This window comes from Streptomyces anthophorae, assembly GCF_049310305.1.
Lineage (GTDB): Bacteria > Actinomycetota > Actinomycetes > Streptomycetales > Streptomycetaceae > Streptomyces.
Genome location: NZ_JBLWQQ010000001.1, coordinates 3,619,011 through 3,644,515 on the forward strand (window position 1 = coordinate 3,619,011; position 25,505 = coordinate 3,644,515).

Below are 25,505 nucleotides of genomic sequence, written 5' to 3' on the forward strand. Positions count from 1 at the left end.
TTGCAAATGGTGCAACGGGCTGCCTGGAGGAGGCGCCGTGACCGCCCAGAACGCCGACAATGCCTTCGAGCGCCGCACCGCTCGTCTTGAGGAGCTGGCGACGGAGCGGGTGGACTTCCGCTTCAAGGGACTGCCTCCCGAGGCGGACGGCGCGACGGTCGGCGAGCTGGCCGCCCGCCGCCTGAATCTCTTCACGGACGGCTTCACCACCCCCGTCCTCGCCCTCTCCGCCGAGCGCCTGGAGCACAACCTCGCGCTCATGGAGACCTATTCGGCCCGGCACGGCCTCGCCTTCGCCCCGCACGGCAAGACGTCCATGGCGCCGCAGCTCTTCCACCGGCAGCTGGAGCACGGCGCGTGGGGCATCACCCTCGCCGTGCCCCACCAGGTGCGCGTGGCACGGGAGTTCGGCATCGACCGGATCTTCCTGGCGAACGAGCTCGTCGACGCGGCGGCCCTGAAGTGGCTGTCGAAGGAGCTGGACGCCGACCCGTCCTTCCGCTTCATCTGCTACGTCGACTCCGTGCGCGGCGTCGAACTGATGCAGGCCGCCCTGGCCGAGGCCGGCGCGGGCCGCCCGGTCGACGTCGTGGTGGAGCTCGGCGCGGGCGACGGCGCGCGCACCGGGGCCCGCTCCGAGGCGGACTGCGCGGAGATCGCGGACTCGGTGGCGGCCTCCTCCGCACTGCGCCTTGTCGGCGTCGCGGGGTACGAGGGCGAGGTGCCGGACGCCGACGGCGAGCGGGTGCGCGCCTGGCTGCGTCGCCTTGTGGCGCTCGCGGCGGACTTCGACAAGGCGGGGCGCTTCGCGGGCCTCGACGAGATCGTGGTGAGCGCGGGCGGCTCCGCGTGGTTCGACGCGGTGGCCGATGTGTTCGCGGAGATCCCCGAACTGGGCGCCCCGGTCCTGAAGTTGCTGCGCTCGGGCGCGTATGTCTCGCACGACGACGGCCACTACCGGCACCTCACCCCGTTCAACCGGGTCCCGGAGGAGGGCGCCCTTGAGCCGGCGTTCCGGCTGTGGGCGCAGTTCGTCTCGCGGCCGAACGAGGGGCAGGCGTTCACCAACGCGGGCAAGCGGGACGCCGCGTACGACATCGATCTGCCGGAGGCGCAGGTCGTGCGGGACGCGCGGACGGGCGAGGTCCGGGAGGCCACGGGGGTCGCGGTGACCGGGCTCTCCGACCAGCACGGGTGGGTTCGCACGGAGCCGGGCGCCAACGTCGAGGTGGGCGACTGGCTCGGCATGGGTCTTTCGCACCCGTGCACGTCCTTCGACAAGTGGCAGCTGATCCCGCTGGTGGAATCGGACGGCACGGTCGTCGACTACATCCGCACGTACTTCTAGGCGCCCTGCGCCGCCTTGGGCAATCTGCCGCCTCATGGGGTCTCCCCTGCTCGGAGCTTGTCGGAGAGCTTGGGGAAGGCAGGGTGGGCAAGGCGGCCCCGGTGCCGCGCGCCGATACGACGGCCCCAACCCCGCCGCCGCTCACGCCACGGGGCTCCGCCCCGGACCCCGCTGCTCAATCGCCGCAGGGGCTTGATTTGCCCACCCCCCGCCTGCGGCAACGTGCCACAGGGGCTTGAACAAGAGAGGCACCCCAAATGGACCTGGTCATCCGCGACGCGCGCGTCATTGACGGCAGCGGCGGCGCTTCCTACCGAGCCGACGTCACCGTCGACGGCGGCCGCATCGCCGGGATCACCCCCGAGGGGACCGGCCCCCGCCCCACCGCGGAGCGAACCGTCGAGGCCGAAGGGCTCGCCCTCTCCCCCGGTTTCATCGACATGCACGCGCACAGCGACCTCGCCGTGCTCCGCGACCCGGACCACAGCGCGAAGGCCGCCCAGGGCGTCACCCTCGAAGTCCTCGGCCAGGACGGCCTGTCGTACGCCCCCGTCGACGACCGCACCCTCGCCCAGGTCCGCCAGGCCATCACCGGCTGGAACGGCGACGGTTCGGACATCGACTTCGACTGGCGCACGGTCGGCGAGTACCTGGACCGCATCGACCGGCAGGGCATCGCGGTGAACGCCGCGTACCTGATCCCGCAGGGCACCGTGCGCATGTACGCGGTCGGCTGGGACGACCGGGACGCCACCCCGGCCGAGTTGGAGCGCATGAAGCAGCTCGTCGCCGAGGGCATGGAGCAGGGCGCCGTGGGAATGTCCTCCGGGCTGACCTACACCCCGGGCATGTACGCGAAGGACGCCGAACTCACCGAGCTGTGCCGGGTGGTGGCCGAGTACGACGGCTACTACTGCCCGCACCACCGCAGTTACGGCGCCGGCGCGCTCGACGCGTACCGGGAGATGGTGGAGCTGACCCGCACCGCGGGCTGCTCCCTGCACCTCGCGCACGCCACCATGAACTTCGGTGTGAACAAGGGCAAGGGCGTCGACCTGCTCGCCCTGCTCGACGGGGCCATCGCGGACGGCGCCGACATCAGCCTGGACACGTACCCGTACACCCCGGGCGCGACCACGCTCGTCGCGATGCTGCCGAGCTGGGCCAACGAGGGCGGCCCCGACGCCACGCTCGCCCGCCTCAAGGACGACGAAATCGCCGAGCGGATCCGGCACCACGTCGAGGAGATCGGCGCGGACGGCTGCCACGGCGTGCCGATCGAGTGGGACAAGATCGAGATCTCGGGCGTCTCCGACCCGGGCCTTGCCTCCTGCGTCGGCAAGACCGTCGCGCAGGCCGCCGCGGAGCGCGGCGAGGCCCCGTGGGTCACCGCCCGCCGCCTGCTGATCAACGACAACCTCGGCTCGTCGATCCTTCAGCACGTGGGTCACGAGGACAACGTCCGCGCGATCATGCAGCACTCCGTGCACACGGGCGGCAGCGACGGCATCCTCCAGGGCTACAAGCCGCACCCGCGCGCGTACGGCACGTTCCCGCACTACCTCGGCCACTACGCCCGCGATCTCGGCGTCATGTCGCTGGAGGAGACGGTCGCCCATCTGACCTCGCGTCCCGCGGCCCGGCTGCGGCTCCCCGACCGCGGCCTGGTGCGCGAGGGCTACCGCGCCGACCTGGTCCTGTTCGACCCCGAGACGGTCGCCGCGGGCTCCACGTTCGAGGCGCCGCGCACGCTGCCGGTCGGCATCCCGCACGTCCTCGTCGACGGAAAGTTCGTGATCGAGGACGGCAAGCGCACGGACGTCCTCGCGGGCCGGTCGGTGCGCAGGACCGTCGGCGGCTGAGCCGTCCGGTCACTTGGGGCCCTTGCCGGCCCCCGGTGAGGCGTTCCCCCGTCCGGGGTTGTTCCCGGAGTTCCCCCGGGCGGGCGCGGTGGTGGACGCAGTGGCCGTCGGCGCCGCCGTCGCGGACGCCGACGGAGAGCCGGTCGGGTCCGCGGCCTTCTCCTTCGGCTTCTTGGACGCCGCGCCGGCCGTGCCGGTCGGCGTGGCCGACGGGCCGGGCCTCGACACGGAGCCGCTCGGGGCGGGCGCGGGCCCGGTCGACGCGGGCGCGGAGTGCTCGGCGCGCTGCTTCTTGCCGTCCTCTTCGCCGCCCCAGGGCAGCGGACCGCCCGACGGGCTCGACCCGAAGAGCCCGGTGACGACGGCGCCGAGGAAGACGACACAGACACCCCCGAGCGCGATGCCGCCGACCCGCATGAGGCGGCGACGACGCCCGGAGCCGTCGGCGAACACCGCACTGCTCCGCGCGTGCGCGGGCCCGCGTCCGGCGGCCGGTACGCGCGGGAGCGGCGCCGTGTCGCCCGAGGCGTCGGCCGGCTCCTGCCAGCCGTGCGCGGCGGCCGGATCCACGTACCCGTCGTACGCGTGGGCCGCCCGGTCCGGGTCGTAGACGACCTCGGGAACGACGGGTTCGTCACCGGGACGAGAGTGCTGCCAGGACATGAGGGCGAAGTGTAGGGACTGTGGGGGTCCGTGGGACAGTCGTCGGCGATACGTCCACAGACCGCGCGAACCGGCCTCAACGCACCCCGTGCGGCCGGAACTGGACACTGATCCGGCCGCCGGCCGCGCGGGCCGACTTGGGGATCGCGTGCTCCCAGGTCCGCTGGCAGGACCCGCCCATGACGATCAGGTCGCCGTGCCCGAGCGGGCGGCGCACCACCGGGCCGCCGCCGACGGGCCGCAGCGCGAGGTCGCGCGGCGTGCCCACCGACAGGATGGCGACCATCGTGTCCTCGCGGGCGCCGCGTCCGATCCGGTCGCCGTGCCAGGCGACGCTGTCCCGGCCGTCCCGGTAGTGGCACAGGCCCGCCGTCCTGAACGGCTCGCCCAACTCCCGCGCGTAGTGCGCGGACAGCGCGTCCCGCGCCGCGTCGAGCACCGGATGCGGCAGCCGCTCCCCCGCCCCGTAGAACTTGAGCAGCCGGGGCACGTCGACCATCCGCTCGTACATCTGCCGCCGCTCGGCCTTCCACGGCACGGCGGTGGCGAGGTGTTCGTACAGCGCGTCGGCCCCGCTCAGCCAGCCCGGCAGCACGTCGATCCAGGCACCGTCGCCGAGCGCGGTGCGCCGCACCGCTCCGAGCGACCCGAGTGCGATCTCCTCGGCCTGGTCGAACAGCGATCCCTGAAGCATGGCCCCACCGTAACCAATGTTTCGAACGTTCGCTCGATTAATCGAGTCGCGCCGCCCCCGCGGGCGAGGGCGTGGCCCATCTCACCCGCCCCGCCGACCCGCCCCATCAAAGCCGCGCCCACCCCGGAACCCGCCGTTCCGGAGGTATCCGGCACCCCGTGCCACCGCATCCGAAACCCGCGCCGGACCCACCGCTCCACCGGCCGACAAACGGCGCGCGGCATCCCGAAACACGGCCGTAAAGTTTGGGGATGCAGCTCATCCAGTCGACCAAGCTCTCCAACGTCTGCTACGAGATCCGTGGCCCGGTTCTCGAGGAAGCGATGCGGCTGGAGGCGGCAGGGCACCGCATCCTGAAGCTCAACACCGGCAACCCGGCGGCGTTCGGCTTCGAGTGCCCGCCGGAGATCCTCGAGGACATGCTCCGCAACCTCGGGGACGCGCACGGCTACGGCGACGCCAAGGGCCTGCTCGCCGCCCGCCGCGCCGTGATGATGCACTACCAGACCCTCGGCGTGGAGACCGACGTCGAGCACGTCTTCATCGGCAACGGCGTCTCCGAGCTGATCGTGATGGCCATGCAGGGACTGCTCGACGACGGCGACGAGGTCCTCGTCCCCGCCCCGGACTACCCGCTGTGGACGGCCGCGGTCTCGCTCTCCGGCGGCACCGCCGTGCACTACCGCTGCGACGAGCAGTCGGACTGGATGCCGGACCTCGCCGACATCGAGCGCAAGGTGACCGACCGCACCAAGGCGATCGTCGTCATCAACCCCAACAACCCCACCGGCGCCGTGTACAGCGACGAGATGCTGCGCGGCATCACCGACATCGCCCGCCGCCACAACCTCCTCGTCTGCTCCGACGAGATCTACGACAAGATCCTCTACGACGGCGCCACGCACACCCCGACCGCCGCCATCGCCCCGGATCTGATGACGCTCACCTTCAACGGCATGTCGAAGGCGTACCGCGTGGCCGGCTACCGGGTGGGCTGGATGGCGATCTCCGGGCCCCGCGCGCACGCCGAGTCGTACATCGAGGGCCTGACGATCCTCGCCAACATGCGCCTGTGCGCGAACATGCCGGGCCAGCACGGCGTCGTCGCGGCGCTCAGCGGACGCCAGACGGTGAACGATCTGGTGCTGCCCGGCGGGCGGCTGAAGGAGCAGCGGGACGTCGCGTACGAGCTGCTGACGCAGATCCCTGGCGTGACCTGCGTGAAGCCCAAGGGTGCCCTGTACCTCTTCCCGCGGCTCGACCCGAAGGTGTTCAAGGTCAAGGACGACCGGCAGATGGTGCTCGACCTGCTGCGGGCCGAGAAGATCATGGTGGTGCACGGCACCGGCTTCAACTGGCCGGAGCCCGATCACTTCCGCGTCGTCACGCTGCCCGACACCCGGCAGCTGACGGAGGCGGTCACCCGGATCGGAAACTTCCTGGACGGCTACAGCCAGCCGTGACGCTCCCGCTCCAGCCGTGACACCCCCATTCCCTTCGCGACACTCCTACTTTGGACAGGTTCTAACTTAGACAAGATCTAAGGTACGATGGAGGCCAAGCTGACACGCATGCCCTGGAGGCCTCCCATGTACGAGCCGATCCGCACCAAGTCGGTCCACTCGACGGCGGCCGACAGCGGCGAATTCCCGCACCGCTCCCGCGAGGAGGAGCTGGACATCCAGCTCGCCGGGCATCTGAGCGCGCTGCTCGCGATCACCGACGAGCTGCGCGCACTGGAGTCCGCGGCCGACCTCGACGAGGCGGCCGACGCGCTGGCCGCGCAGGTCGCCCGGCTCCGCGGCGGCCACACTCCGGTCCGCTCGGCCGTGGCGGCCTCGGTCCACGAGCCGCACGTCGCGGCGCTGCATCAGCGGGCGCACGCCCTCGCGGGTCGCGCTCTGGTGGTCGCGGCGTCCCGCGCGGACACGGCGGCCGCGATTCTGGCCGCGCAGCGCATGGAGGCGCACGCCTCCGCGGGGGATCTCGTCGCTGTGTGACCGACGTGGACATGCAGAAGGGGCGCGGCTTCCGCCGCGCCCCTTCTGCATGTCGCACGGCTCTAGCCGAGCCGGTCCACCAGCTTGCGGTACTCGTCCCACAGCTCCGTCGGCGTGTGGTCGCCGAACGTGTTGAGGTGCGCGGGAACCAGCGAGGCCTCGTCGCGCCAGGCCTCCTTGTCCACCGTCAGCAGGAAGTCCAGGTCGGACTCGGCCAGGTCGAGGCCGTTCGTGTCCAGGGACTCCTTGGTCGGCAGGATGCCGATCGGCGTCTCGACGCCCTCGGCGCGGCCGTCGAGGCGGTCCACGATCCACTTCAGGACGCGCGAGTTCTCACCGAAGCCGGGCCACACGAACTTGCCGTCCGCGTTCTTCCGGAACCAGTTGACGTAGTAGATCTTCGGCAGCTTGGCGGCATCCTTGCCGGCGCCCACCTTCACCCAGTGCGCCATGTAGTCCCCCATGTTGTAGCCGCAGAACGGCAGCATGGCGAACGGGTCGCGGCGCAGCTCGCCGACCTTGCCCTCGGCGGCGGCGGTCTTCTCGGACGCCACGTTGGCGCCGAGGAACACGCCGTGGTTCCAGTCGAAGGACTCGGTCACCAGCGGCACGGCCGAGGCGCGGCGGCCGCCGAAGAGGATCGCCGAGATCGGCACGCCCTTCGGGTCCTCCCACTCGGGCGCGATGATCGGGCACTGCGAGGCGGGGGTGGTGAAGCGGGCGTTGGGGTGCGCGGCCGGGACGCCGGAGTCCGGGGTCCAGGAGTTGCCCTTCCAGTCCGTGAGGTGAGCCGGGGTCTCCTCGGTCATCCCCTCCCACCACACGTCGCCGTCGTCGGTGAGCGCGACGTTCGTGAAGACCGAGTTGCCCCACAGCGTCTTCATGGCGTTGGCGTTGGTGTGCTCGCCGGTGCCGGGCGCGACGCCGAAGAAACCGGCCTCGGGATTGATCGCGTAGAGCCGGCCGTCCTCGCCGAACCGCATCCAGGCGATGTCGTCACCGATGGTCTCGACGGTCCAGCCGGAGATCGTGGGCTCCAGCATCGCGAGGTTCGTCTTGCCGCAGGCGCTCGGGAAGGCCGCGGCGACGTACTTCGACTCACCGGTCGGCGGGGTGAGCTTGAGGATCAGCATGTGCTCGGCGAGCCAGCCCTCGTCGCGCGCCATGACGGAGGCGATGCGCAGCGCGTAGCACTTCTTGCCGAGCAGGGCGTTGCCGCCGTAGCCGGAGCCGTAGGACCAGATCTCGCGGTCCTCGGGGAAGTGCGAGATGTACTTCGTGGAGTTGCACGGCCACGGCACGTCCGCCTCGTCGGGACCCAGCGGGGCGCCCAGCGTGTGCACGGCCTTCACGAAGAAGCCGTCCTCGCCCAGTTCGTCGAGGACCGGCTGCCCCATCCGGGTCATCGTGCGCATGGAGACGGCCACGTAGGCCGAGTCGGTGATCTCGACGCCGATCGCGGACAGCGGCGAGCCGAGCGGTCCCATGCAGAACGGGACGACGTACATGGTCCGTCCGCGCATCGAGCCGCGGAAGATCCCCCCGTTCCCCTCGTTGCCCCGGAAGATCTCCCGCATCTCGGCGGGGGCCTTCCAGTGGTTCGTGGGACCCGCGTCCTCCTCCTTCTCGGAGCAGATGTACGTACGGTCCTCGACCCGCGCGACATCGGACGGGTCGGAGGCGGCGTAGTACGAGTTGGGGCGCTTGATGGGGTCGAGCTTCTTGAACGTCCCCTTCACGACGAGCTCCTCGGCGAGGCGCTCGTACTCGGCCTCTGAGCCGTCACACCAGACGACACTGTCCGGCTGCGTCAGTTCGGCGATCTCGTTGACCCACGAGATCAGTTCCTGGTGGTTCGTCGGGAGGGTGTCCAGGGAGGGAGCCGCGATGTCGCGCGCCACGATCGCTCCTAAATGAGGGGTTTTGAGGTTGATGCCCCGTGGGGGCTGCGACCCGGACGCTGCGCCTCCCAGTCCACTGGAGCTCAGTGGGCGCTCATCCGGTGCCGACCGCACTCATTTGATCATCCGACCGAAACGCCCATCTGTCCAGGGGGCCTCACAGGTGAGCGAGGTGAGCATCACCACGTACGGGGCCCGTTACCTACGGTCGCGTAGGTACCATGCGGGGATGAGTGTCGCCACCGAGCACCCCGAAGTCCCCGCCTCCCAGCCCTCCGCGCTGAAGCCGAGACTGCGCGGCTGGCTGCACGCGGGCATGTTCCCCGCCGTGCTGATCTCGGGCATCTTCCTCACGGCCCTCGCGGACTCCACGCGCGGCCGGGTGGCATGCGGGATCTTCGTCCTCACGGCCTGCCTGCTGTTCGGCGTGAGCGCGCTCTACCACCGGGGGAACTGGGGCCCGCGCGCCGGCGGCGTACTGCGCCGTCTGGACCACGCGAACATCTTCCTGATCATCGCCGGCACCTACACGCCGCTGACGATGCTGCTGCTGCCCGAGGCCAAGGGCCAGTGGCTGCTGTGGGGCATCTGGGCGGCCGCCGCGGCAGGGATCATCTTCCGGGTCTTCTGGGTCGGCGCCCCGCGCTGGCTCTACACGCCCTGCTACATCGCGATGGGCTGGGCCGCCGTCTTCTTCCTGCCGGACTTCATGCGCACGGGCGGCATCGCGGTGCTCGTCCTGGTGATCGTCGGCGGGCTGCTCTACAGCGCGGGCGGCGTCATCTACGGCATCAAGCGCCCGAACCCCTCACCGCGCTGGTTCGGCTTCCACGAGGTCTTCCACTCGCTCACCCTCGCGGCGTTCGTCGTGCACTACGTCGGCATCTCGCTGGTCGCGTACCAGCACGGCTGACCCCGGAAGCCGGGGTCAGCCCGCGCCTTCTCCACCCCTGCTCTACTCCTGCGTCTCGCCCAGGGCCCGCTTCAGGCCGTCGGCGTCCGTCACCGGCGCGTCGCACACGAAGTGGCGGCAGACATAGGCCGCCTCGCCCCCGTCGACCAGCGGCCGGTCGGCCAGCAGCGGCAGTTCGCCGCTGCCCTCCTCGCCCGCCGCGACGACGGCCCCGGGAGCGGTCCCGGTGAGCGCCGCGTGATGCAGTCGCCCGCCGACCTCCCCCACGACCGCGACCTCGCGCGGCCCGTCGAGCAGCGCCTCGGCGACCGCGAGCCCGTTCCCGATGAACCGCGGCGCCCGCGGGGCCAGCGCCTTGACCACGCCGAGGGCGCGCTCGGCGGCGGTGCGGTGCGGCTCGGAACCGGTGTGCGCGGCGTACGACAGGAGGGCGCCCGCCGCGGCGGTCCACCCGGAGGGCGTCGCGTTGTCGGTCGGGTCCTGGGGCCGCCGGATCAACTGCTCGGCGTCGCTCGCGGTGTCGTACAGGGCGCCGCTCTCCGGGTCCGTGAACCGGTCGATGACGTGGTCGAGCAGGAACCCGGCGAACTCCAGCCACACGCCCTCGCCGGTCACCGACGCGAGCGCGAGGAAGCCCTCGGCAACGTCCGCGTAGTCCTCCAGGACACCCGCGTTGGCGCCGACGCGCCCGTCCTTGCTGGTCCGCGCGAGCCGGGCGAGCGGGTCCATGTGCAGGCGTACGAGCAGGTCACCCGCGCACACGGCGGCGTCCACGAGATCCTGGCGACCGAAGTACGCACCGGTCTCCGCCAGTGCGGCGATCGCCAGCCCGTTCCACGCGGCGACGACCTTGTCGTCCCGGCCGGGCGCGGGCCGCCGCGACCGGGCCTCGCGCAGCCGCTCCCGGATCCGCTCGGCCTGCCCGGCGTCGAGCACCCCGTCCTCCTGCGGAAGCTGGAGCACGGAGGCACCCTCCTCGAAGGTGCCCTCCGGCGTGACGCCGTAGTGGCGGGCGGCGACGGCACCGTCCTCCTCGCCGAGCACCTCGTTCAACTGCGCCGGAGTCCACACGTAGTACGCGCCCTCGACGTGCTTCCCGCTCACCGGGTCCTCACTGTCGGCGTCGAGCGCGGAGGCGAAGCCGCCCTCGTTCGTCCGCAGCTCACGCACCATGAAGTCGGCGGTCTCCAGAGCGACCCGCTTGGCCAGCTCACTGCCGGTCGAGCGCCACAGATGCGCGTACGCACGGCACAGCAGCGCGTTGTCGTACAACATCTTCTCGAAGTGCGGCACCGTGAACTCCCGGTCCACCGAGTACCGCGCGAACCCGCCCCCGAGCTGGTCGTAGATCCCGCCGCGCGCCATCCGCTCGCAGGTGTCCACGGCCATCTGAAGCGCGCCCTCGGCGCCGGTGCGCGCGTGGTGCCGCAGCAGGAACTCGATCACCATGGACGGCGGGAACTTGGGCGCGCCGCCGAAGCCGCCGTACGTCGCGTCGTACTCGCGCGTGAGCCCGAGCAGCGCCTGCGCCAGCTCGTTCTCGCCCGGCAACTCCGTGTTCCCGAAGGGCAGTTCCCGCGCGGCCAGATCGGCGGTGATCTTCCCGGCGACCTCGGTGACCTCGCCGTGCCGATCGGTCCACGCGTCCCGCACACCGTGCAGGACCTGGGTGAACGAGGGCATGCCGTGGCGCGGCTCGGGCGGGAAGTACGTACCGAAGTAGAACGGCTCGGCGTCCGGCGTCAGGAACACGGTCATCGGCCAGCCGCCCTGGCCCGTGGCGGCCTGCACGGCCTCCATGTAGACGGCGTCGACGTCGGGGCGCTCTTCGCGGTCGACCTTGATGTTGACGAAGTTCTCGTTCAGGACGGCGGCGGTGGCCCCGTCCTCGAAGGACTCGTGGGCCATCACATGGCACCAGTGACAGCTCGAATACCCGACGCTGAGCAGCACCGGCACCCCCCGCCGCCGCGCCTCCGCGAAGGCCTCGGCCGACCAGGGCCACCAGTCCACCGGGTTGTCGGCGTGCTGGAGGAGGTAGGGGGACGTCTCATGGGCCAGTCGGTTCGGCATGCCTCCCATCCTCGCTCATGGCGATCCACGTCGCGTCTCCGATCGCCGGGACCCTCGCGCCGACACCCCATACGCAGCACACTTGACCCCGTACTGTCGCCACCGGAGGGGGACCGAAGATGCGGGACAGCCATCGGGCGGAAGCCGAACGGCTGTTGGCTCGGGCCGTGGAGGAAGAGGTCAGGCGTTCGGGAGGGCGTGCGGACGGGGCCGTGCTGCTGTCGCGGGCGAAGGGTGCGCTCGACTCCATGGGGCGCAGCGCGGCGGACGAGTACGACGCGTTCACGCGGGCCCTCGACGAGGCCGATGCCGGGCGGATGACGTTCGGGCAGCGGTTCGCCAAGGAGGGCGGGTCAACTCCTTTGATGGTGGCGGGGGTCGGCGCGGTCACGGCCTGCGTGGCGGATCTGGTGCTGGGCGCCGGGGCCGGGACGGCCGTGGGCGCGGGTGTCGCCGTCGCCGTACTGGGTTCCGCCGCGACCGTCGCGAAGGTGACCGCTTCGCACGTGCCGGCCGCGAGCCGCAGTGCCGGGGCGCGCAATCAGCCGGGCGGGCCCGAGCAGCTGCGGTTGCAGTGGCTGACGGCGCTCGAGGTGCGGGGCATCCGGCCGTTCCTCGATCAGCAGCGGGTGCTCGCCGCGAGCACCGGGACGTCGAAGAAGACGGTGGGGCCGCAGTTGCGGCGGACCGACAAGAGCGCGGCGGCGCGGCGGCGCAGCGTCCTTGAGCAGTCGTTCGGCCAACTGCCGGAGCCGGAGGGGCCGTTCGCGGGCCGCCGGGTCGCCATGTCGCAGATCGCGCAGTGGGTGCACGCGGCGCGGGCCAGTACCGAGACCCGGCCGACCGTGGTGGTGCTGCACGGGGACCCGGGATCCGGGCGTACGACGCTCGCGGTGCGGGCGGCGCACGAGCTGCGGGACCAGTTCCGCGGGGCGTGCGTGGTGGATCTGCGCGGCGACCGCCCGGACACTCCGCCGCTGCCGACGCGGGACGCCCTGCTGCATCTGCTGAACCGGCTCGGGGCGCCGCGCGAGCAGTTGCTGTTCCGTGAGCGGTCCTCGCAGGAGCAGCAGGTCAAGCGGCTCAGCGAGCTGTACCACCAGCATCTGACGGGGCTGCCGGTGACGATCGTCCTCGACGACGCGGCGAGTGCCGAGCAGGTGCGCACACTTGTTCCCGAGCGCTCCGACAGTCTCGTGATCGTCACGTCCCGCGAGCCTCTCGACCTCGGCGACGACACGCCCGCCTGGGTGCACCACCTGCCCGTTCAGGCGCTCGACGCGGCGGGCGCGGAGGAACTGCTGCGGGAGGCCGCGGAGGACCCGAAAGGGATGGAGAGCGAAGCGACTTCCTTGGAGGGGCGGCGGCGGGAGACGGGCGGGACGTACGACGCCGAATCCTCGGATGCCGTAAGGGAGTTGTGCGGCGGCCTGCCGCTGGCACTGCGGGTCGCGGGCTCCGCGATCGGGCCGCGGACGACGCGTCAGCTCGCCGCGGACCTCGGCGCGTACGGTCCGGTGGACCCGGTCGAGCGGGTGCTGTGGCTGCGCTACACCGACCAGTCCGAGCAGGGCAGGCGTCTGTTGCGGCGGCTCGCGCTCGCCGGGCGTGCCTCGCTCGGCGCTGCCGCGGCGGCCGCACTGCTCGCCACCACGACCGCGGAGGCGGAGCGGTATCTGACGGCGCTTGCGGGGGCCGGGCTCGTCGACCACGTGCGCGGCAGCCGCTACCGGCTGCACGATCTCGTCCGCGCCTTCGCCCAGGCCCGGCTCGCCGACGAGGAGGAGCCCGCGGAGCGCACGGCCGCGCAGGAACGCCTGATCCAGAACTACGCGGATCTGGCCGACTCGGTGATCCGCCTGGTCGACGGCAACATGTCGACGCGCGCGGGCCAGACGGGGCCGCACGGCTTCACGTCCCTGGACGCGGCGCTGCGCTGGCTGGACGACGAGTCGAGCTTCATCACGGCGGCGCTGCGGCACGCGGAGGGCGTCAACCAGGACGCGGTCCTCGGCCTGCTGGGCGCGCTGTGCGACTACTGCCTGCTGCGCGGCGACCTCTACCGGCTCGGCGAGATCCAGGAGCTGACGCAGTCCATCGACCAGGGCCTGCTCATGCGCTCGGTCCAGTGGCGCACGGGTATCGCGGCCCGCCAGCTCGGCGAGCTCGACAAGGCGCGTACGACGCTGACCTCGGTGGTCGACCTGTACCGCGAGGCGCACCACAGGGCGGGCGAGGGCCGCGCGCTGTGCTCCCTCGGCATCACGCTGCACCACCAGGGCCAACTGACCGAGGCGGCGGCCAAGTTGCGGGAGGCGCTCGACCTTCAGACGACGCCGGAGACGAAGGGCGACCGCGGCTGGACGCTGCACGCGCTCGCGGCGGTCGAGCGCGACCGCGCGAACGTCCGCATGTCGCTGGCCCTGCTCACCGACGCGTTCGCCCTGCACCGCGAGAACGAGTCGCTGCACGGCGAGGCGTGGGCGCACTTCCAGCTCGGCCAGCTCTGCCTGCGGATGGGCAATGTGCCGCGCGCCGAGCAGGAGCTGCGCGAGGCGCTCGATCTGTACGGGCAGACCCGCGACAACCGCGGCCAGGCCTGGGCGCTGACCGAGCTGGCCCGCGCCCGGCTGATCGACGGCGAGGCGTCCGCGGCGGTCGACGGGCTGCGTCAGGCGGCGTCCCGGCACCGTGAGAACGAGGACGCGCGGGGCGAGGCGTGGACGTACTACTACCTGGGCCAGGCCCTGGAGGAGACCGGCGACCTCGACAAGGCGGTGCGGGAGCTGGAGCGCTCGCGCACGATGTTCTCCCGGATGCGTGACGTGTACGGGCTCGCCTGCGCCCGCCACCACTCGGCGCGGGTCACCCGTGACGAACGGGCGGCGCAGACGGGCTCGCTGCGCAATTCCGGCTTCGCGCGGCAGCTCCTGGTCGACGCGCGCGCCGACTTCCAACGCATCGGCGTGCCGCACGGCGAGGGGTGGACGATCCTGGAGCTCGCGGTGGTCGACGCGGGCAACGCGCGGCTCGCGCAGGCGATGGAGCTGTGCGAGGAGGCGGCGGCCATCTTCGCCGGGTACGAGGACCGAAGGGGCGAGGACTGGGCGACGTTCCTGCGCTGCACGCTGCTCCCGTACGCCTCCCCCGGCGGCTCGGAGGTCGGCACGGCGGTCGCCCAGGAGGAGCTGTCCCAGCTCGCCGCGGCCACGCATCCGGCCCGCGACGGCAAGCTCGACGACTACGTGGAGGCGTACCAGCTGCTTCTGGAGCGGGGCGTGGACCTGGACGCCGGCTGGCAGGCCTGGCGCCTCGGCATGGTGCCGAACCGGCACGCGCGGGACGTGATGGGCGTCGCCAAGGAGGCCCAGCGCTCATAGGCGCGGCACTCTCCCCGCACGCCCGGCTCTCCCCGCCCCCTGCCCGCCCTGAACATGACAGGCGGGCGGGCGCGAAGGACAGCACAGCGGCCCCGCGCACCCTGGGCGCACGGGGCCGACGGCGGGTTCAGGCGGACTTCTGCCCGGCGTCCTTGCCGCTCGTCGCGCCGGCGGGCTCGTCCGACTTCTCCTTGAAGTCGACCTTGCCCATGTGCCTGTTCATCGACTTCATCAGGCCCCACACCGCGACGGCCATCACGGCGAAGACGATGAAGCCGAGCACACCCGGAGTCACCTTGTTCTCGTCGACCTCCTTGGCGGCAAGGGGGACGAGATGGGTCAATGCCAGATTCGCGTTCACATCAGGCATTGTGTCGGATGCCCGCGAAGAGGTCGTCCTCGGGGAGGGAGGTATCGACGAGCGACTTCGCGAGCTCGTACTCCTCGGTCGGCCAGACCTCCTGCTGGATGTCCATCGGCACGCGGAACCAGCCGCCGTCCGGGTCGATCTGCGTGGCGTGCGCGATCAGCGCCTTGTCCCGGATCCCGAAGAAGTCGGCGCACGGGATGTGCGTGGTCAGCGTGCGCTCGGTGCGCGCCATGTCGTCCCAGCGCTTGAGCCAGTCCCCGTACGGGGACTCCATGCCGCGCTCGAGGAGCGCATTGTGCAGCGCCTCGGTGCGGGGCCGGTTGAAGCCCTGGTTGTAGTAGAGCTTCTTCGGCTGGAAGACGGGGCCGAACTCGGCCTCGGGGTACTTCTCGGCGTCGGCCGCGCCCTCGAAGGCCACCATCGTGATCTTGTGGGTCATGATGTGGTCGGGGTGCGGGTAGCCGCCGTTCTCGTCGTACGTCGTGATGACCTGCGGACGGAAGCTGCGGATCTGCTTGACCAGGGCGCCGGCCGCGTGGTCGACGTCCTCCAGGGCGAAGCAGCCCTCCGGCAGCGGCGGCAGCGGGTCGCCCTCGGGCAGCCCCGAGTCGACGAAGCCCAGCCAGTCCTGCTTCACGCCGAGGATCTCGCGCGCCTCGTCCATCTCCTTGCGGCGGACCTCCCGGATGTTCTCCTCGACGTACCTGTCGCCCTGGAGCTTCGGGTTGAGGATGGAGCCGCGTTCACCGCCCGTGCAGGTCACGACGTGCACGTCCACCCCCTCGGACACGTACTTGGCCATCGTGGCCGCGCCCTTCGACGACTCGTCGTCGGGGTGGGCGTGAACGGCCATGAGTCGCAGCTGCTCAGTCAAGACAAGTTCCTCGGTGAGATGTGGGCGCCCGGATGCCTGGAGTGCAACGGGCAGCTTCTATAGTGACGGAACCGGGGGGCGGAAAATTCCGGTGCCCGTCCACGGTCGGGCGACGCGAGAGGAACTGGGCGATGAGCGCCGTGCAGCAGCTGCCCGAGGGCCGATACGGATCCTCGCGTTCCGCCGACGCCCGCGCCGACCGCAAGCTGAAGATCGCCGGAATCGTCCTCGGCACGCTGTTCGCGGCCATGATGGTCTGGTTCGGCTGGTACTACGTCGTCGGCGGCAGCAAGTTCAGCGGCGAGCTCATCGCCTTCGACACGAACAAGAACAACGTCCAGGTGCACATGGAGATCCGTAAGGACTCCGACGCCACCGGCTACTGCACGATCCGCTCGCAGAGCGAGGACGGCGCCGAGGTGGGCCGCGCGGACTTCCGCTTCGACCAGAAGCAGGACCGGATCGACAAGGTCGTCACGCTGCGCACCACCGGCAGGGCCACGTCCGCGGAGCTCATCGGCTGTCACGCCGACTGATCGGCCCGGTCCGACGATCCGACCAATTGTCGATACCTGGCGCGGGCGCTGACCTGCGCCGACGCAACACTGATGCCTTTTGTCCTCCCCCTTTCACGCCTGAATTGTTAGGCTCGTGGTTTCGCCCACTCAGTAGGGAACATCCTTCTGAGTAGGGCGATGCTTTGTATACCCAGTACCTACGAGGAGCGACCTGTGACCCAGACCAGCGAAGACGTCACCTGGCTGACGCAGGAGGCGTACACCAAGCTCAGGGACGAGCTGGCGTACCTGTCTGGTCCCGCGCGCGAGGAGATCACCCAGAAGATCGCCGCGGCGCGCGAGGAGGGCGACCTGCGGGAGAACGGCGGGTACCACGCGGCCAAGGAGGAGCAGGGCAAGCAAGAGCTCCGCATCCGCCAGCTGACCCAGCTCCTGGAGAAGGCCAAGGTCGGTGAGGCCCCGGCGGCGACCGGCGTCGTCGCGCCCGGCATGGTCGTCACGATCGCTTTCGACGGCGACGAGGACGACACCCTGGAGTTCCTGCTCGCCTCGCGCGAGTACGCGAGCAGCGACTTCGAGACGTATTCGCCCCAGTCCCCGCTCGGCACGGGGGTCAACGGCCACAAGGTCGGCGAGGACGCCGAGTACGAACTGCCGAACGGCAAGAAGGCCTCGGTCAAGATCCTCAAGGCGGAGCCCTTCAACGGCTGACGCACGACGGACACGAGTGGGGCCCCGCGGCATGCGTGCCGCGGGGCCCCACTCGTGTGTCAGGGCCCGGGTGTCAGGCCGTCGCGTTGCGGTACTTGCGCACAGCGAGGGTGCGGAAGACGACGATGATCAGCACGGACCAGATGAGGGATGCCCATACCGGGTGCTGCATGGGCCAGGCCGAGGACTGTGAGACGCCCGGGTTGCCGAACAGCACGCGGCAGGCCTGCACGGTGGCGCTGAACGGGTTCCAGTCCGCCACGTGGCGCAGCCAGGGCGTCATCATGCCGGTGTCCACGAAGGCGTTCGAGATGAACGTCACCGGGAAGAGCCAGATGATCCCGCCGGAGGTCGCCGCCTCCGGGGTACGCACCGACAGGCCGATCAGCGCGCCGATCCAGGTGAACGCGTAGCCCAGGAGCAGCAACAGGCCGAAGCCTCCCAGGACCCGCCCCGCGTTGGTCGGGTCCGGGGCACCCGTGCGCCAGCCCACGATCAGGGCGACGACGGCGAGGACGAGCAGCGTGACGGCGGTCTGTACGAGGTCGGCCATCGTCCGACCGGTCAGGACCGCGCCGCGGGCCATCGGGAGCGAGCGGAAACGGTCGACGAGCCCCTTCTGCATGTCGTCCGCGATCCCCGCGGCCGATCCCGCTGTGGCGAAGGTGACGGTCTGGGCGAAGATGCCGGCCATCAGGAAGTTCTTGTAGACGTCCGGGTCGGTCGATCCCCCCACGCTCATGGAGCCGCCGAAGACGTACGTGAACAGGACCACGAACATCACGGGCTGGATGATCCCGAAAAGGATCATCTCGGGGATCCGGGTCATCCGGATCAGATTGCGCTTGCCGACGACCAGGGAGTCGCTCCAGGCGCTCATTTCCTCGCCCCCTTCGGGCCCTCGGCCGGCTCGGCCGCGTCGGCCGCCGGTTCCTCGGCGACATGGCCCGTCAGCGAGATGAACACGTCGTCCAGGGTCGGGCGGCGCAGGCCGATGTCGTCGATCTCGATGCCGCGCGCGTCCAGGTCGCGGATGACCTCCGCGAGGAGCTTCGCGCCGCCGGTGACCGGGACGGTCAGCTTGCGGGTGTGCTCGGCGACGGTCGTCTCGCCCTTGCCGTAGCCGGCCAGGATCTCTCGGGCCGCCTCGATGTGCTCCTGCTCGTGCACCACTACCTCGACGCGCTCGCCGCCGGTCTGCGCCTTGAGCTGGTCGGCGGTGCCGCGGGCGATGACGCGGCCGTGGTCCACGACGCAGATGTCGTGCGCCAGGTGGTCGGCCTCTTCCAGGTACTGCGTCGTGAGCAGCAGCGTCGTGCCGCCGGCGACCAGCTCCTGGATCACTTCCCAGAGCTGCTGCCGGTTGTGCGGGTCGAGGCCCGTCGTCGGCTCGTCCATGAACATCACCGGCGGGGAGACGACGAGCGCGGCCGCGAGGTCGAGCCTGCGGCGCATGCCGCCGGAGTACGTCTTGGAGGGGCGGTCGGCGGCGTCCGTGAGGTTGAAGCGCTCGAGGAGTTCGCCGGCCCGCTGCTTGGCGGCCTTCTTGGACAGCTGGTAGAGCTGCCCGACCATCTGGAGGTTCTCGCGCCCCGTCAGGTATTCGTCGACCGCGGCGAACTGGCCGGACAGGCCGATGGAGCGCCGGACCTCGTTCGGGTTCTTCAGTACGTCGATCCCCGCGACGACCGCCTTGCCGCTGTCCGGCGTGAGCAGCGTCGTCAGACAGCGCACGGCCGTCGTCTTCCCCGCCCCGTTCGGCCCGAGCAGGCCGAGGACCGTGCCCTCCGGTACGTCCAGATCGACGCCGTCCAGAGCCTTTACATCGCCGAAGGTCTTCACCAGGCCTTCGGCGTAGATAGCGCCTGGCATGCCGTTCCCCCAGTGTGTCGATGACTACCTTTGTGAGGAAAGTGTAAATTTGTCGGGTTCCCCGCGCCCGGCAAAGCCGTGAAGCCCGCCACACGCTATCGCGATGTATCGCGTACCGCCACGGAATTACCCGATGACCGTGTAGCCCGCCTCCCGCAGCGCCGCCTCGACCTCCGTGCAGTGCGCGGGACCCTTGGTCTCCAGGTGCAGCTCCACCTCCGCCTCCGTGAGCCCCAGCCTCGGATCGGTCCGTACGTGGCTCACATCGGTGACGTTAGCGTCGGCCACTGACAACACCTGGAGGAGCGTGGCCAGGGCGCCGGGGCGGTCCGTCAGGCGCAGCCGCAGCGACAGGTAGCGGCCCGCGGCGGCCAGGCCGTGGGTGAGCACGCGCTGCATCAGGAGCGGGTCGATGTTGCCGCCGGACAGCAGCGCGACGACCGGGCCCTCGAACGCCCCGGGCTCGCTCAGGAGCGCCGCGACGGGGCTCGCGCCCGCGGGCTCGACGACCAGCTTGGCGCGCTCCAGGCAGAGCAGCAGGGCGCTGGAGAGCGCGTCCTCCGAGACCGTGCGGACGTCGTCGACCAGACCGGAGACGAGTTCGAACGGGACGTCGCCGGGCCGCCCCACCTTGATCCCGTCGGCCATCGTCGACAGGGACTCGATCGCGACCGGGTGCCCGGCGGCCAGCGAGGGCGGGTACGCGGCCGCGCCCGCGGCCTGGACACCGATCACCTTCACGTCGGGCCGCAGCGCCTTCACCGCGACGGCGATGCCGGCCGCGAGTCCGCCGCCGCCGACGCCGACCAGGATGGTCCGCACCTCCGGGCACTGCTCCAGGATCTCCAGGCCGAGCGTGCCCTGGCCCGCGACGATGTCCGGGTGGTCGAAGGGGTGGATGAACACCGCCCCCGTCTCCTCCGCGTACTGCTGGGCCGCCGCGAGGGTCTCGTCGACCACCTGGCCGTGCAGCCGGACCTCGGCGCCGTACTCGCGGGTCGCGGCGACCTTCGGCAGGGGCGCACCGACCGGCATGAACACCGTGGAGCGCACGCCGAGGAGCGAGGAGGCGAGGGCCACTCCCTGCGCGTGGTTGCCCGCGCTCGCGGCCACCACCCCGGCGGCCCGCTCCTCCGGCAGCAGGCCCGCGATCCGCACATAGGCGCCGCGCAGTTTGAAGGATCCGGTGCGCTGGAGGTTCTCGCACTTGAGGTGGACCGGCGTCCCGGCCAGCTGGGACAGGTGGTGGCTGTGCGCCATCGACGTCACGCGCGCCACCCCGGAAAGCATCTTCTGGGCGCCGCGGACATCGTCGAGGGTCACCGCGGGCGTCGGGGCCGGCAAGTAGTCAGACGCGCTGTTGCTCATGACGAAAGTCTTGCAGCTCACGGCGCACGCCTCTCGTGATGCTCACGCTGCGAGACCGGATTGCGCACGGCCGGTACGGCCAGCGCTTTCGCCGCGTACCCTGTGGGCCAATCCAGTGCAATCCACCACCCACGCATGAAGTGAGCCCCCGGCCATGCCCACACCACAGGAAACGATGGACATGACGACCGCCGGCGACACCGGCCTCCTCGAAACGCTCCAGCACGAGGTGGCGGTCTTCGCCCGTCGCGCCGAACAGACCCGGCTCGGCGGGGTCGGGCAGGTGCGCAATTCGATGGACCGAGCGGCCTACCTGCTGCTCAACCGCCTCGACAAGGAAGGCCCGATGGGCGTCAAGGCGCTCGCGTCGAGCATGGGGATCGACTCCTCGACGGTGACCCGCCAGGTCGCCCCGCTCGTCGACACGGGTCTCGTCAAGCGCACCTCTCACCCGGAGGACGGACGTGCGGTGGTGTTGCAGCTGTCGCCGCGCGGTGCTGCCCGGCTCGACGAGGTACGCACTTCCAGGCAGGAATTGATGGCGCAGTTGACGCAGGAGTGGGAGCCGCAGGAGCGCGAGCAGTTCTGCGCGCTCCTCGCACGCTTCAATTCCGCGCTCTCCGCGCGCCACGGCCAGCCGACGCCGCCCGCCGACTCCTGACGGTTCCCGGGCACACCGGTACGGCATGAGCGGCTCCCGCCTCTTGACCGGGGAGCCGCGGTCGGCCTCATATGAAGGGTGCGAGAACGGCAGGCGTTGCAGGACGCCCGCCGGGCCCGTGAGTTCGAGGCGTTCGTCGCGGGCGCGGCCGGGCGGCTGCTGCGTGCCGCGACACTCCTGACGGGGGAACCGGCGGACGCCAACCCCCGCGCGCGGAAGCTGCTCACGGCCGCCCTCGGCCGGACGTATGCCTCCTGGGACCGCCTTCGGGGCGAGGATCCCTACGACTGCGCGCGCAAGGAACTGGCCGTCCGGTTCGCCCGCGGCGCCTGGCGCCGGCACCGCGCGCGGGGCGGCGCGCTCGCACGGCTCAGCCCGCAGGAGCGCCTCGTCCTCGTGCTGCGGCTCTTCGAAGGGGTCGGCGAGGAGCAGACCGCCTCGCTGCTCGGCCTTCCCGCGGAGCGCGTCCGTACCGTGCACGCGCGGGCGATGGCCCTCGTCCTGCACCCGCCGCGCCAGAACTCCGTACAGGACCTGCGGGGAGCGGCCCCGGCATGAGTCTTCAGGAGCGCAATGAGGCGGCCGTGCGTGCCGTGCTCGACCACGGGCCCGCGCCCGTGGTGCCGGCGGAGCTGTGCGCGGACGCGATGCGCAGGGGCGGCCGCGTGCGGAGGCGGCGCAGGGCGGTGGCCCGGTTGATGTGGTGCGTGCTGATCGTCGCCGTCGTGGCGTTCGTGGTGTGGGCGACGGTCGAGCGGCCGTGGGTGGAGCCGCCGTCGAAGACGACTCCACAGCTCACCGGCTGGTGACCTACTTCTTGTCGAGCGCCTGCTGGAGGTCGGCCAGCAGGTCGTCGACCGACTCGATGCCCACGGAGAGGCGTACGAGATCGGCGGGGACCTCCAGGGCGGAGCCCGCGACGGAGGCGTGCGTCATCCGGCCGGGGTGCTCGACGAGCGACTCGACGCCGCCGAGGGACTCGCCCAGGGTGAACAGCTTCGCCCGGTTGCAGACCTCGACGGCCGCCTCCTCGCCGCCCTCGACCTGGAACGACACCATGCCGCCGAAGGCCTTCATCTGCTTGGCCGCGATCTCGTGCCCGGGGTGTTCGGGCAGACCCGGGTAGAGCACCTTCGTGACCCGCGGGTGGCGGGTGAGCATGTCGGCGACGCGGGTCGCGTTCTCGCTGTGCCGGTCCATGCGCACGGGCAGCGTCTTGATGCCGCGCAGCACCAGCCAGGCGTCGAAGGGCCCGGCGATGGCCCCCATGGCGTTCTGGTGGAACGTGAGCTCGTCGGCGAGGGCGTCGTCGTTGACGACGAGGGCGCCGCCGACGACGTCGGAGTGGCCGCCCATGTACTTGGTCATCGAGTGCACGACGACGTCGGCGCCGAGGGCGAGCGGCTGCTGGAGGTAGGGGCTCGCGAAGGTGTTGTCGACGACGAGCAGGGCCCCGGCCTCGTGGGCGACCTGGGCGACGGCCGCGATGTCGGTGATGCCGAGGAGCGGGTTGGAGGGCGTCTCCACCCACACGGCCTTGGTCAGCGGGGTGATCGCGGCGCGCACCGACTCGACGTCGCCGGTGTCGGCCACCGAGAACTCGACGCCCCACCGCGTCACGACCTTCGCGAACAGCCGGAACGTGCCGCCGTACGCGTCGTTCGGGATGACCACGTGGTCGCCGGGGCCGAGCAGCGTGCGCAGCAGGCAGTCCTCGGCGGCGAGCCCGGAGGCGAAGGCGAGCCCGCGCCGGCCGCCTTCGAGGGCGGCGAGGTTCTCTTCGAGTGCGGTACGGGTCGGGTTGGCGCTGCGGCTGTACTCGTAGCCGCCGCGCAGGCCGCCCACGCCGTCCTGCTTGTACGTGGAGACCTGGTAGATCGGCGGGACGACGGCGCCTGTCACGGGGTCGGCCGTGTTGCCTGCGTGGATGGCGGTGGTCTCGAAGCCGCGCGGGGTGCTGCCGCTGTGGCTGTGCGTGTCGCTCATGGCGCCCGAGCGTAGGCGCTCGGGAGCGCGGAGGTGGGGCGCAGCGCCCTTTTGTCGCCACCGCCGTCGGGAACCCGGTGTCGGACCGGCACGTTAGCGTTGTTGATATGGGAATTCTCTGGGGGCTGATGTCCGCGGTCATGATCGGGCTCGTGGTGTCGCAGTTGATGCGCCGCCGCGGCGGGATTCGTCAGGTCGCGCCCGGGTCCCCGGACGCCGCGGACCCGGCGGACTACGGGTTCATGCTCCAGGAGGACCTGGACGTGCGGCTGCCGGGGCCCGACCAGGACCTGCTCGACGTGATGGCGGTCGTGCAGCGCAATCAGGACTTCACGGCCGCCTCCCAGCTGCTCGCGGGGACCGGCAAGGAGACCGAGACCCGTTGGGAGCGGGTGCAGGCGGTCGCCGGGGCCGCCGCCCTCGAGGCCCAGCAGACGCCGCGGCTCGGCGCCGGGTGGCTGCACGCGTGGCGCTCGCAGGCACCGAAGGACGCGGGCGGGGCGCAGGTCTTCGCCGAGTTCCTGGTGCAGCAGGCGTGGCGCGGCGGCGGCACCCCCGACGAGCAGCGGATCGTCCTGGAGGAGGCGCGCAGCGCCTGTGACCAGGCGGCGCTGTTGGCTCCGGGCGACCCCGTCCCGCACATCACGCACCTCGCCGTGGCGCGCGGACTCGGCTATTCGCAGGCCGAGTTCGAGCAGCTGTGGCTGAAGATCCTCGACACCGCGCCGGGACACATGGGCGCGCATCTGGCCGGTCTGCGGTACTGGACGGAGAAGTGGCACGGCTCGCGCGAGCAGGCCTTCTCGTTCGCCGAGGCCGCCGCCGCGCGTGCGCCGCGCGGTTCGCTGCTCGCAGCGCTGCCGCTGTTCGCGCTGTACGAGCACGTGCCCGACGTGAACCTGGTGCGCGGCTTCTACGAGAGCGAGGTCGTCACGAAGGCGCTGCACGGCGCGCTGTTCGCGGTGCACTCCGCGCGGCCGGACGACCCGATGCTCGCGCACGTCCGGCACCTGCTGGTGTTCTTCCTGGTGCGCAGCGAGCGCTGGTCCGAGGCGATGCAGCAGCTGGTGCACGTGGACGGGCACGTGGGCGCGATCCCGTGGACCGCGGAGCCGGACCCGGCCGCGTCGTACGCGGTGTACCGGGCGCTCGCGGTCGCCGGTTACGAGGCGAACGGCGGAAGCCCGGCGACGCTTCGCCATTGACCCGGTGCCGTGCCTACGTCTCGGGGCTCTGCCCCGGGCCCCGCGCCTCAATCGCCGGCGAGGCTTGAAAGATCGGGGCTCCGCCCCGGACCCCGCGCCTCAAACGCCGGCGAGGCTTGATTGTGCTCACCCATCGTCGACGGGCTTGATGTGGCCCCGCAACCGGTGGCGGCACGGGAACATCCGTCCAATACCGCCGGAGCCTTCCGGCGCGATGCTCGATCCACAGCCGGTACGGCAACGGGAGGCGGGGAGCGGCATGGCGGAGTTCTACGTGGACGACGTGCGCGTGGAGGTGGCCGGGGCGCCCGATGCGCCCGCCGTGCTGCTGATCCACGGCAGCGCGGGGTCCCTGGAGCACTGGGACCCGGTGGTTCCGGCGCTCGCGGAGGCGTTCCGGGTGATCCGGGTGGACCTGCCGGGGTGCGGGCGGTCCCCCGCCCCGGCGACGGGCGGGTTCGGGGTGCCGGAGCAGGCGCGGCGGATCGGGGCCGTGCTCGACCGGCTCGGGGCGGAGCGGGTGACCGTCGTCGGGCACTCGTCGGGGTGCATGGTCGCGACGGCGCTGGCCGAGGCGCGGACCGGAGCGGTGGCGGCCGTCGTGCTCATCGGCATGGGCCCCGACCTGAACGCGGAGACCGGCGAAAGCCCGCTGGTGCGGCTGCTGTTGCTGCCGGTCGTCGGCCCGCTGCTGTGGCGGCTGCGGATGCCGGACGCGCTGCGCAAGGCCGCGAGCACGGCGGTCACCCGGCCCGTCCCGATCCCCGACAGCTACGTCGAGGGCGCCATGGCGATGACGCACCGCGCCTTCGTGGGAACGCTGCGCGCCTCCGAGAAGTACCTCGGGCAGCGCGCCCTCCCGGAGCGCCTCGCCCCGCTGGGGCTGCCGCTGTTCGTGCTCTTCGGGGCCGAGGACCGGCGCTGGCGGTCCTCGTCGGCGCAGCTGTACCGGGCGGTTCCCGGGGCCCGGATCGAACTGTTGCCGGGGGTGGGCCACACGCCCATGCTGGAAGCGACGGAGCGGACGGTCGCGCTGCTGCGCGCGTTCATCGCGGCTCCGGCGGCGGACGCCAATTGACGCCGCGCGAGGCCGACTTGGGAGGTGA

At 71.4% G+C, this 25,505-nt stretch carries 23 protein-coding genes; 13 read left to right on the forward strand and 10 right to left on the reverse strand.

What is annotated here, in order from left to right; translation table 11 throughout:
• Positions 1-37 precede the first annotated feature (37 nt).
• Together ACNYS0_RS16070 and ACNYS0_RS16075 are read left to right on the forward strand one after the other, a co-directional pair.
• Entirely contained in the window at positions 38-1,348 is a 1,311-nt protein-coding gene (locus ACNYS0_RS16070; RefSeq protein WP_422474320.1) for an amino acid deaminase, read from the forward strand.
• Positions 1,349-1,605: 257 nt separating this feature from the next.
• Positions 1,606-3,210 (forward strand): N-acyl-D-amino-acid deacylase family protein, encoded by a 1,605-nt coding sequence (locus ACNYS0_RS16075; protein WP_422474322.1) that lies wholly within the window; start codon positions 1,606-1,608, stop codon positions 3,208-3,210.
• Positions 3,211-3,219: 9 nt separating this feature from the next.
• Here ACNYS0_RS16075 and ACNYS0_RS16080 read toward each other — a convergent pair whose 3' ends face one another.
• Complete coding sequence (locus tag ACNYS0_RS16080; protein WP_422474324.1) at positions 3,220-3,873, reverse strand: hypothetical protein; 654 nt, start codon at positions 3,871-3,873, stop codon at positions 3,220-3,222.
• Between the two features lie 76 nt (positions 3,874-3,949).
• On the reverse strand, positions 3,950-4,567 hold the full coding sequence (locus tag ACNYS0_RS16085) for an alpha-ketoglutarate-dependent dioxygenase AlkB (protein ID WP_422474326.1): 618 nt from the start codon (positions 4,565-4,567) through the stop codon (positions 3,950-3,952).
• A gap of 251 nt (positions 4,568-4,818) precedes the next feature.
• Here ACNYS0_RS16085 and ACNYS0_RS16090 point away from each other — a divergent pair, with 251 nt between their 5' ends.
• Both ACNYS0_RS16090 and ACNYS0_RS16095 read left to right on the forward strand, forming a co-directional pair.
• The gene (locus ACNYS0_RS16090) at positions 4,819-6,030 is read left to right on the forward strand and encodes a pyridoxal phosphate-dependent aminotransferase (RefSeq protein ID WP_385763448.1); all 1,212 of its coding nucleotides are present in this window, start codon (positions 4,819-4,821) and stop codon (positions 6,028-6,030) included.
• A 126-nt stretch (positions 6,031-6,156) separates the two neighbouring features.
• Complete coding sequence (locus tag ACNYS0_RS16095; RefSeq protein ID WP_422474328.1) at positions 6,157-6,567, forward strand: SCO4983 family protein; 411 nt, start codon at positions 6,157-6,159, stop codon at positions 6,565-6,567.
• A gap of 62 nt (positions 6,568-6,629) precedes the next feature.
• Here the strand turns inward: ACNYS0_RS16095 and ACNYS0_RS16100 are convergent, their stop codons facing one another.
• Complete coding sequence (locus tag ACNYS0_RS16100; protein WP_422474330.1) at positions 6,630-8,468, reverse strand: phosphoenolpyruvate carboxykinase (GTP); 1,839 nt, start codon at positions 8,466-8,468, stop codon at positions 6,630-6,632.
• A gap of 229 nt (positions 8,469-8,697) precedes the next feature.
• On the opposite strand from ACNYS0_RS16100, the gene trhA reads away from it, so the two are divergent.
• Positions 8,698-9,381: a PAQR family membrane homeostasis protein TrhA gene (trhA, locus tag ACNYS0_RS16105; protein ID WP_422474332.1), complete on the forward strand. Its 684-nt coding sequence runs from the start codon at positions 8,698-8,700 to the stop codon at positions 9,379-9,381.
• A gap of 42 nt (positions 9,382-9,423) precedes the next feature.
• Here trhA and ACNYS0_RS16110 read toward each other — a convergent pair whose 3' ends face one another.
• A complete protein-coding gene (locus ACNYS0_RS16110) occupies positions 9,424-11,454 on the reverse strand; it encodes a thioredoxin domain-containing protein (protein WP_422474334.1) in 2,031 nt (676 codons plus the stop codon).
• Between the two features lie 119 nt (positions 11,455-11,573).
• Here ACNYS0_RS16110 and ACNYS0_RS16115 point away from each other — a divergent pair, with 119 nt between their 5' ends.
• On the forward strand, positions 11,574-14,834 hold the full coding sequence (locus tag ACNYS0_RS16115) for a tetratricopeptide repeat protein (protein ID WP_422474336.1): 3,261 nt from the start codon (positions 11,574-11,576) through the stop codon (positions 14,832-14,834).
• 127 nt (positions 14,835-14,961) lie between these two features.
• Here the strand turns inward: ACNYS0_RS16115 and ACNYS0_RS16120 are convergent, their stop codons facing one another.
• Together ACNYS0_RS16120 and mca are read right to left on the reverse strand one after the other, a co-directional pair.
• A complete protein-coding gene (locus ACNYS0_RS16120) occupies positions 14,962-15,204 on the reverse strand; it encodes a hypothetical protein (protein WP_422409296.1) in 243 nt (80 codons plus the stop codon).
• On the reverse strand, positions 15,197-16,078 hold the full coding sequence (gene mca / locus ACNYS0_RS16125) for a mycothiol conjugate amidase Mca (RefSeq protein ID WP_422474338.1): 882 nt from the start codon (positions 16,076-16,078) through the stop codon (positions 15,197-15,199). Before mca ends, ACNYS0_RS16120 begins: the two co-directional genes overlap by 8 nt.
• 131 nt (positions 16,079-16,209) lie before the next feature.
• On the opposite strand from mca, the gene ACNYS0_RS16130 reads away from it, so the two are divergent.
• Positions 16,210-16,614 (forward strand): DUF4307 domain-containing protein, encoded by a 405-nt coding sequence (locus tag ACNYS0_RS16130; RefSeq protein ID WP_422409293.1) that lies wholly within the window; start codon positions 16,210-16,212, stop codon positions 16,612-16,614.
• Between the two features lie 195 nt (positions 16,615-16,809).
• Positions 16,810-17,307 (forward strand): transcription elongation factor GreA, encoded by a 498-nt coding sequence (gene greA, locus ACNYS0_RS16135; RefSeq protein WP_422409291.1) that lies wholly within the window; start codon positions 16,810-16,812, stop codon positions 17,305-17,307.
• A gap of 73 nt (positions 17,308-17,380) precedes the next feature.
• Here the strand turns inward: greA and ACNYS0_RS16140 are convergent, their stop codons facing one another.
• The 3 genes from ACNYS0_RS16140 to ilvA all read right to left on the reverse strand — a co-directional run bounded on the left by ACNYS0_RS16140 (position 17,381) and on the right by ilvA (position 20,547).
• Positions 17,381-18,187, reverse strand: a complete 807-nt coding sequence (locus tag ACNYS0_RS16140; RefSeq protein WP_422474340.1) for an ABC transporter permease — start codon at positions 18,185-18,187, stop codon at positions 17,381-17,383.
• Positions 18,184-19,179: an ATP-binding cassette domain-containing protein gene (locus ACNYS0_RS16145; RefSeq protein WP_422474342.1), complete on the reverse strand. Its 996-nt coding sequence runs from the start codon at positions 19,177-19,179 to the stop codon at positions 18,184-18,186. Before ACNYS0_RS16145 ends, ACNYS0_RS16140 begins: the two co-directional genes overlap by 4 nt.
• A 126-nt stretch (positions 19,180-19,305) precedes the next feature.
• Positions 19,306-20,547 (reverse strand): threonine ammonia-lyase, encoded by a 1,242-nt coding sequence (gene ilvA, locus ACNYS0_RS16150; RefSeq protein ID WP_422474344.1) that lies wholly within the window; start codon positions 20,545-20,547, stop codon positions 19,306-19,308.
• A gap of 175 nt (positions 20,548-20,722) precedes the next feature.
• On the opposite strand from ilvA, the gene ACNYS0_RS16155 reads away from it, so the two are divergent.
• The 3 genes from ACNYS0_RS16155 (at position 20,723) to ACNYS0_RS16165 (ending at position 22,017) form a co-directional block, all read left to right on the forward strand.
• A complete protein-coding gene (locus tag ACNYS0_RS16155; RefSeq protein WP_326018767.1) occupies positions 20,723-21,208 on the forward strand; it encodes a MarR family winged helix-turn-helix transcriptional regulator in 486 nt (161 codons plus the stop codon).
• Positions 21,209-21,286: 78 nt separating this feature from the next.
• Positions 21,287-21,766 carry a sigma factor-like helix-turn-helix DNA-binding protein gene (locus ACNYS0_RS16160; RefSeq protein ID WP_422474346.1) on the forward strand — a complete coding sequence of 160 codons (480 nt, stop codon included), beginning with the start codon at positions 21,287-21,289 and terminating at the stop codon, positions 21,764-21,766.
• Positions 21,763-22,017: a hypothetical protein gene (locus ACNYS0_RS16165; protein ID WP_422474348.1), complete on the forward strand. Its 255-nt coding sequence runs from the start codon at positions 21,763-21,765 to the stop codon at positions 22,015-22,017. The genes ACNYS0_RS16160 and ACNYS0_RS16165 overlap by 4 nt, the downstream gene beginning before the upstream one ends.
• Before the next feature lies 1 nt (position 22,018).
• On the opposite strand, the gene ACNYS0_RS16170 is transcribed toward ACNYS0_RS16165, so the two are convergent.
• Positions 22,019-23,194 carry a cystathionine gamma-synthase gene (locus tag ACNYS0_RS16170; protein WP_422474350.1) on the reverse strand — a complete coding sequence of 392 codons (1,176 nt, stop codon included), beginning with the start codon at positions 23,192-23,194 and terminating at the stop codon, positions 22,019-22,021.
• A gap of 107 nt (positions 23,195-23,301) precedes the next feature.
• Here ACNYS0_RS16170 and ACNYS0_RS16175 point away from each other — a divergent pair, with 107 nt between their 5' ends.
• Complete coding sequence (locus ACNYS0_RS16175) at positions 23,302-24,399, forward strand: hypothetical protein (RefSeq protein WP_422474352.1); 1,098 nt, start codon at positions 23,302-23,304, stop codon at positions 24,397-24,399.
• Between the two features lie 259 nt (positions 24,400-24,658).
• Positions 24,659-25,477: an alpha/beta fold hydrolase gene (locus ACNYS0_RS16180; protein WP_422474354.1), complete on the forward strand. Its 819-nt coding sequence runs from the start codon at positions 24,659-24,661 to the stop codon at positions 25,475-25,477.
• Positions 25,478-25,505: the final 28 nt, after the last annotated feature.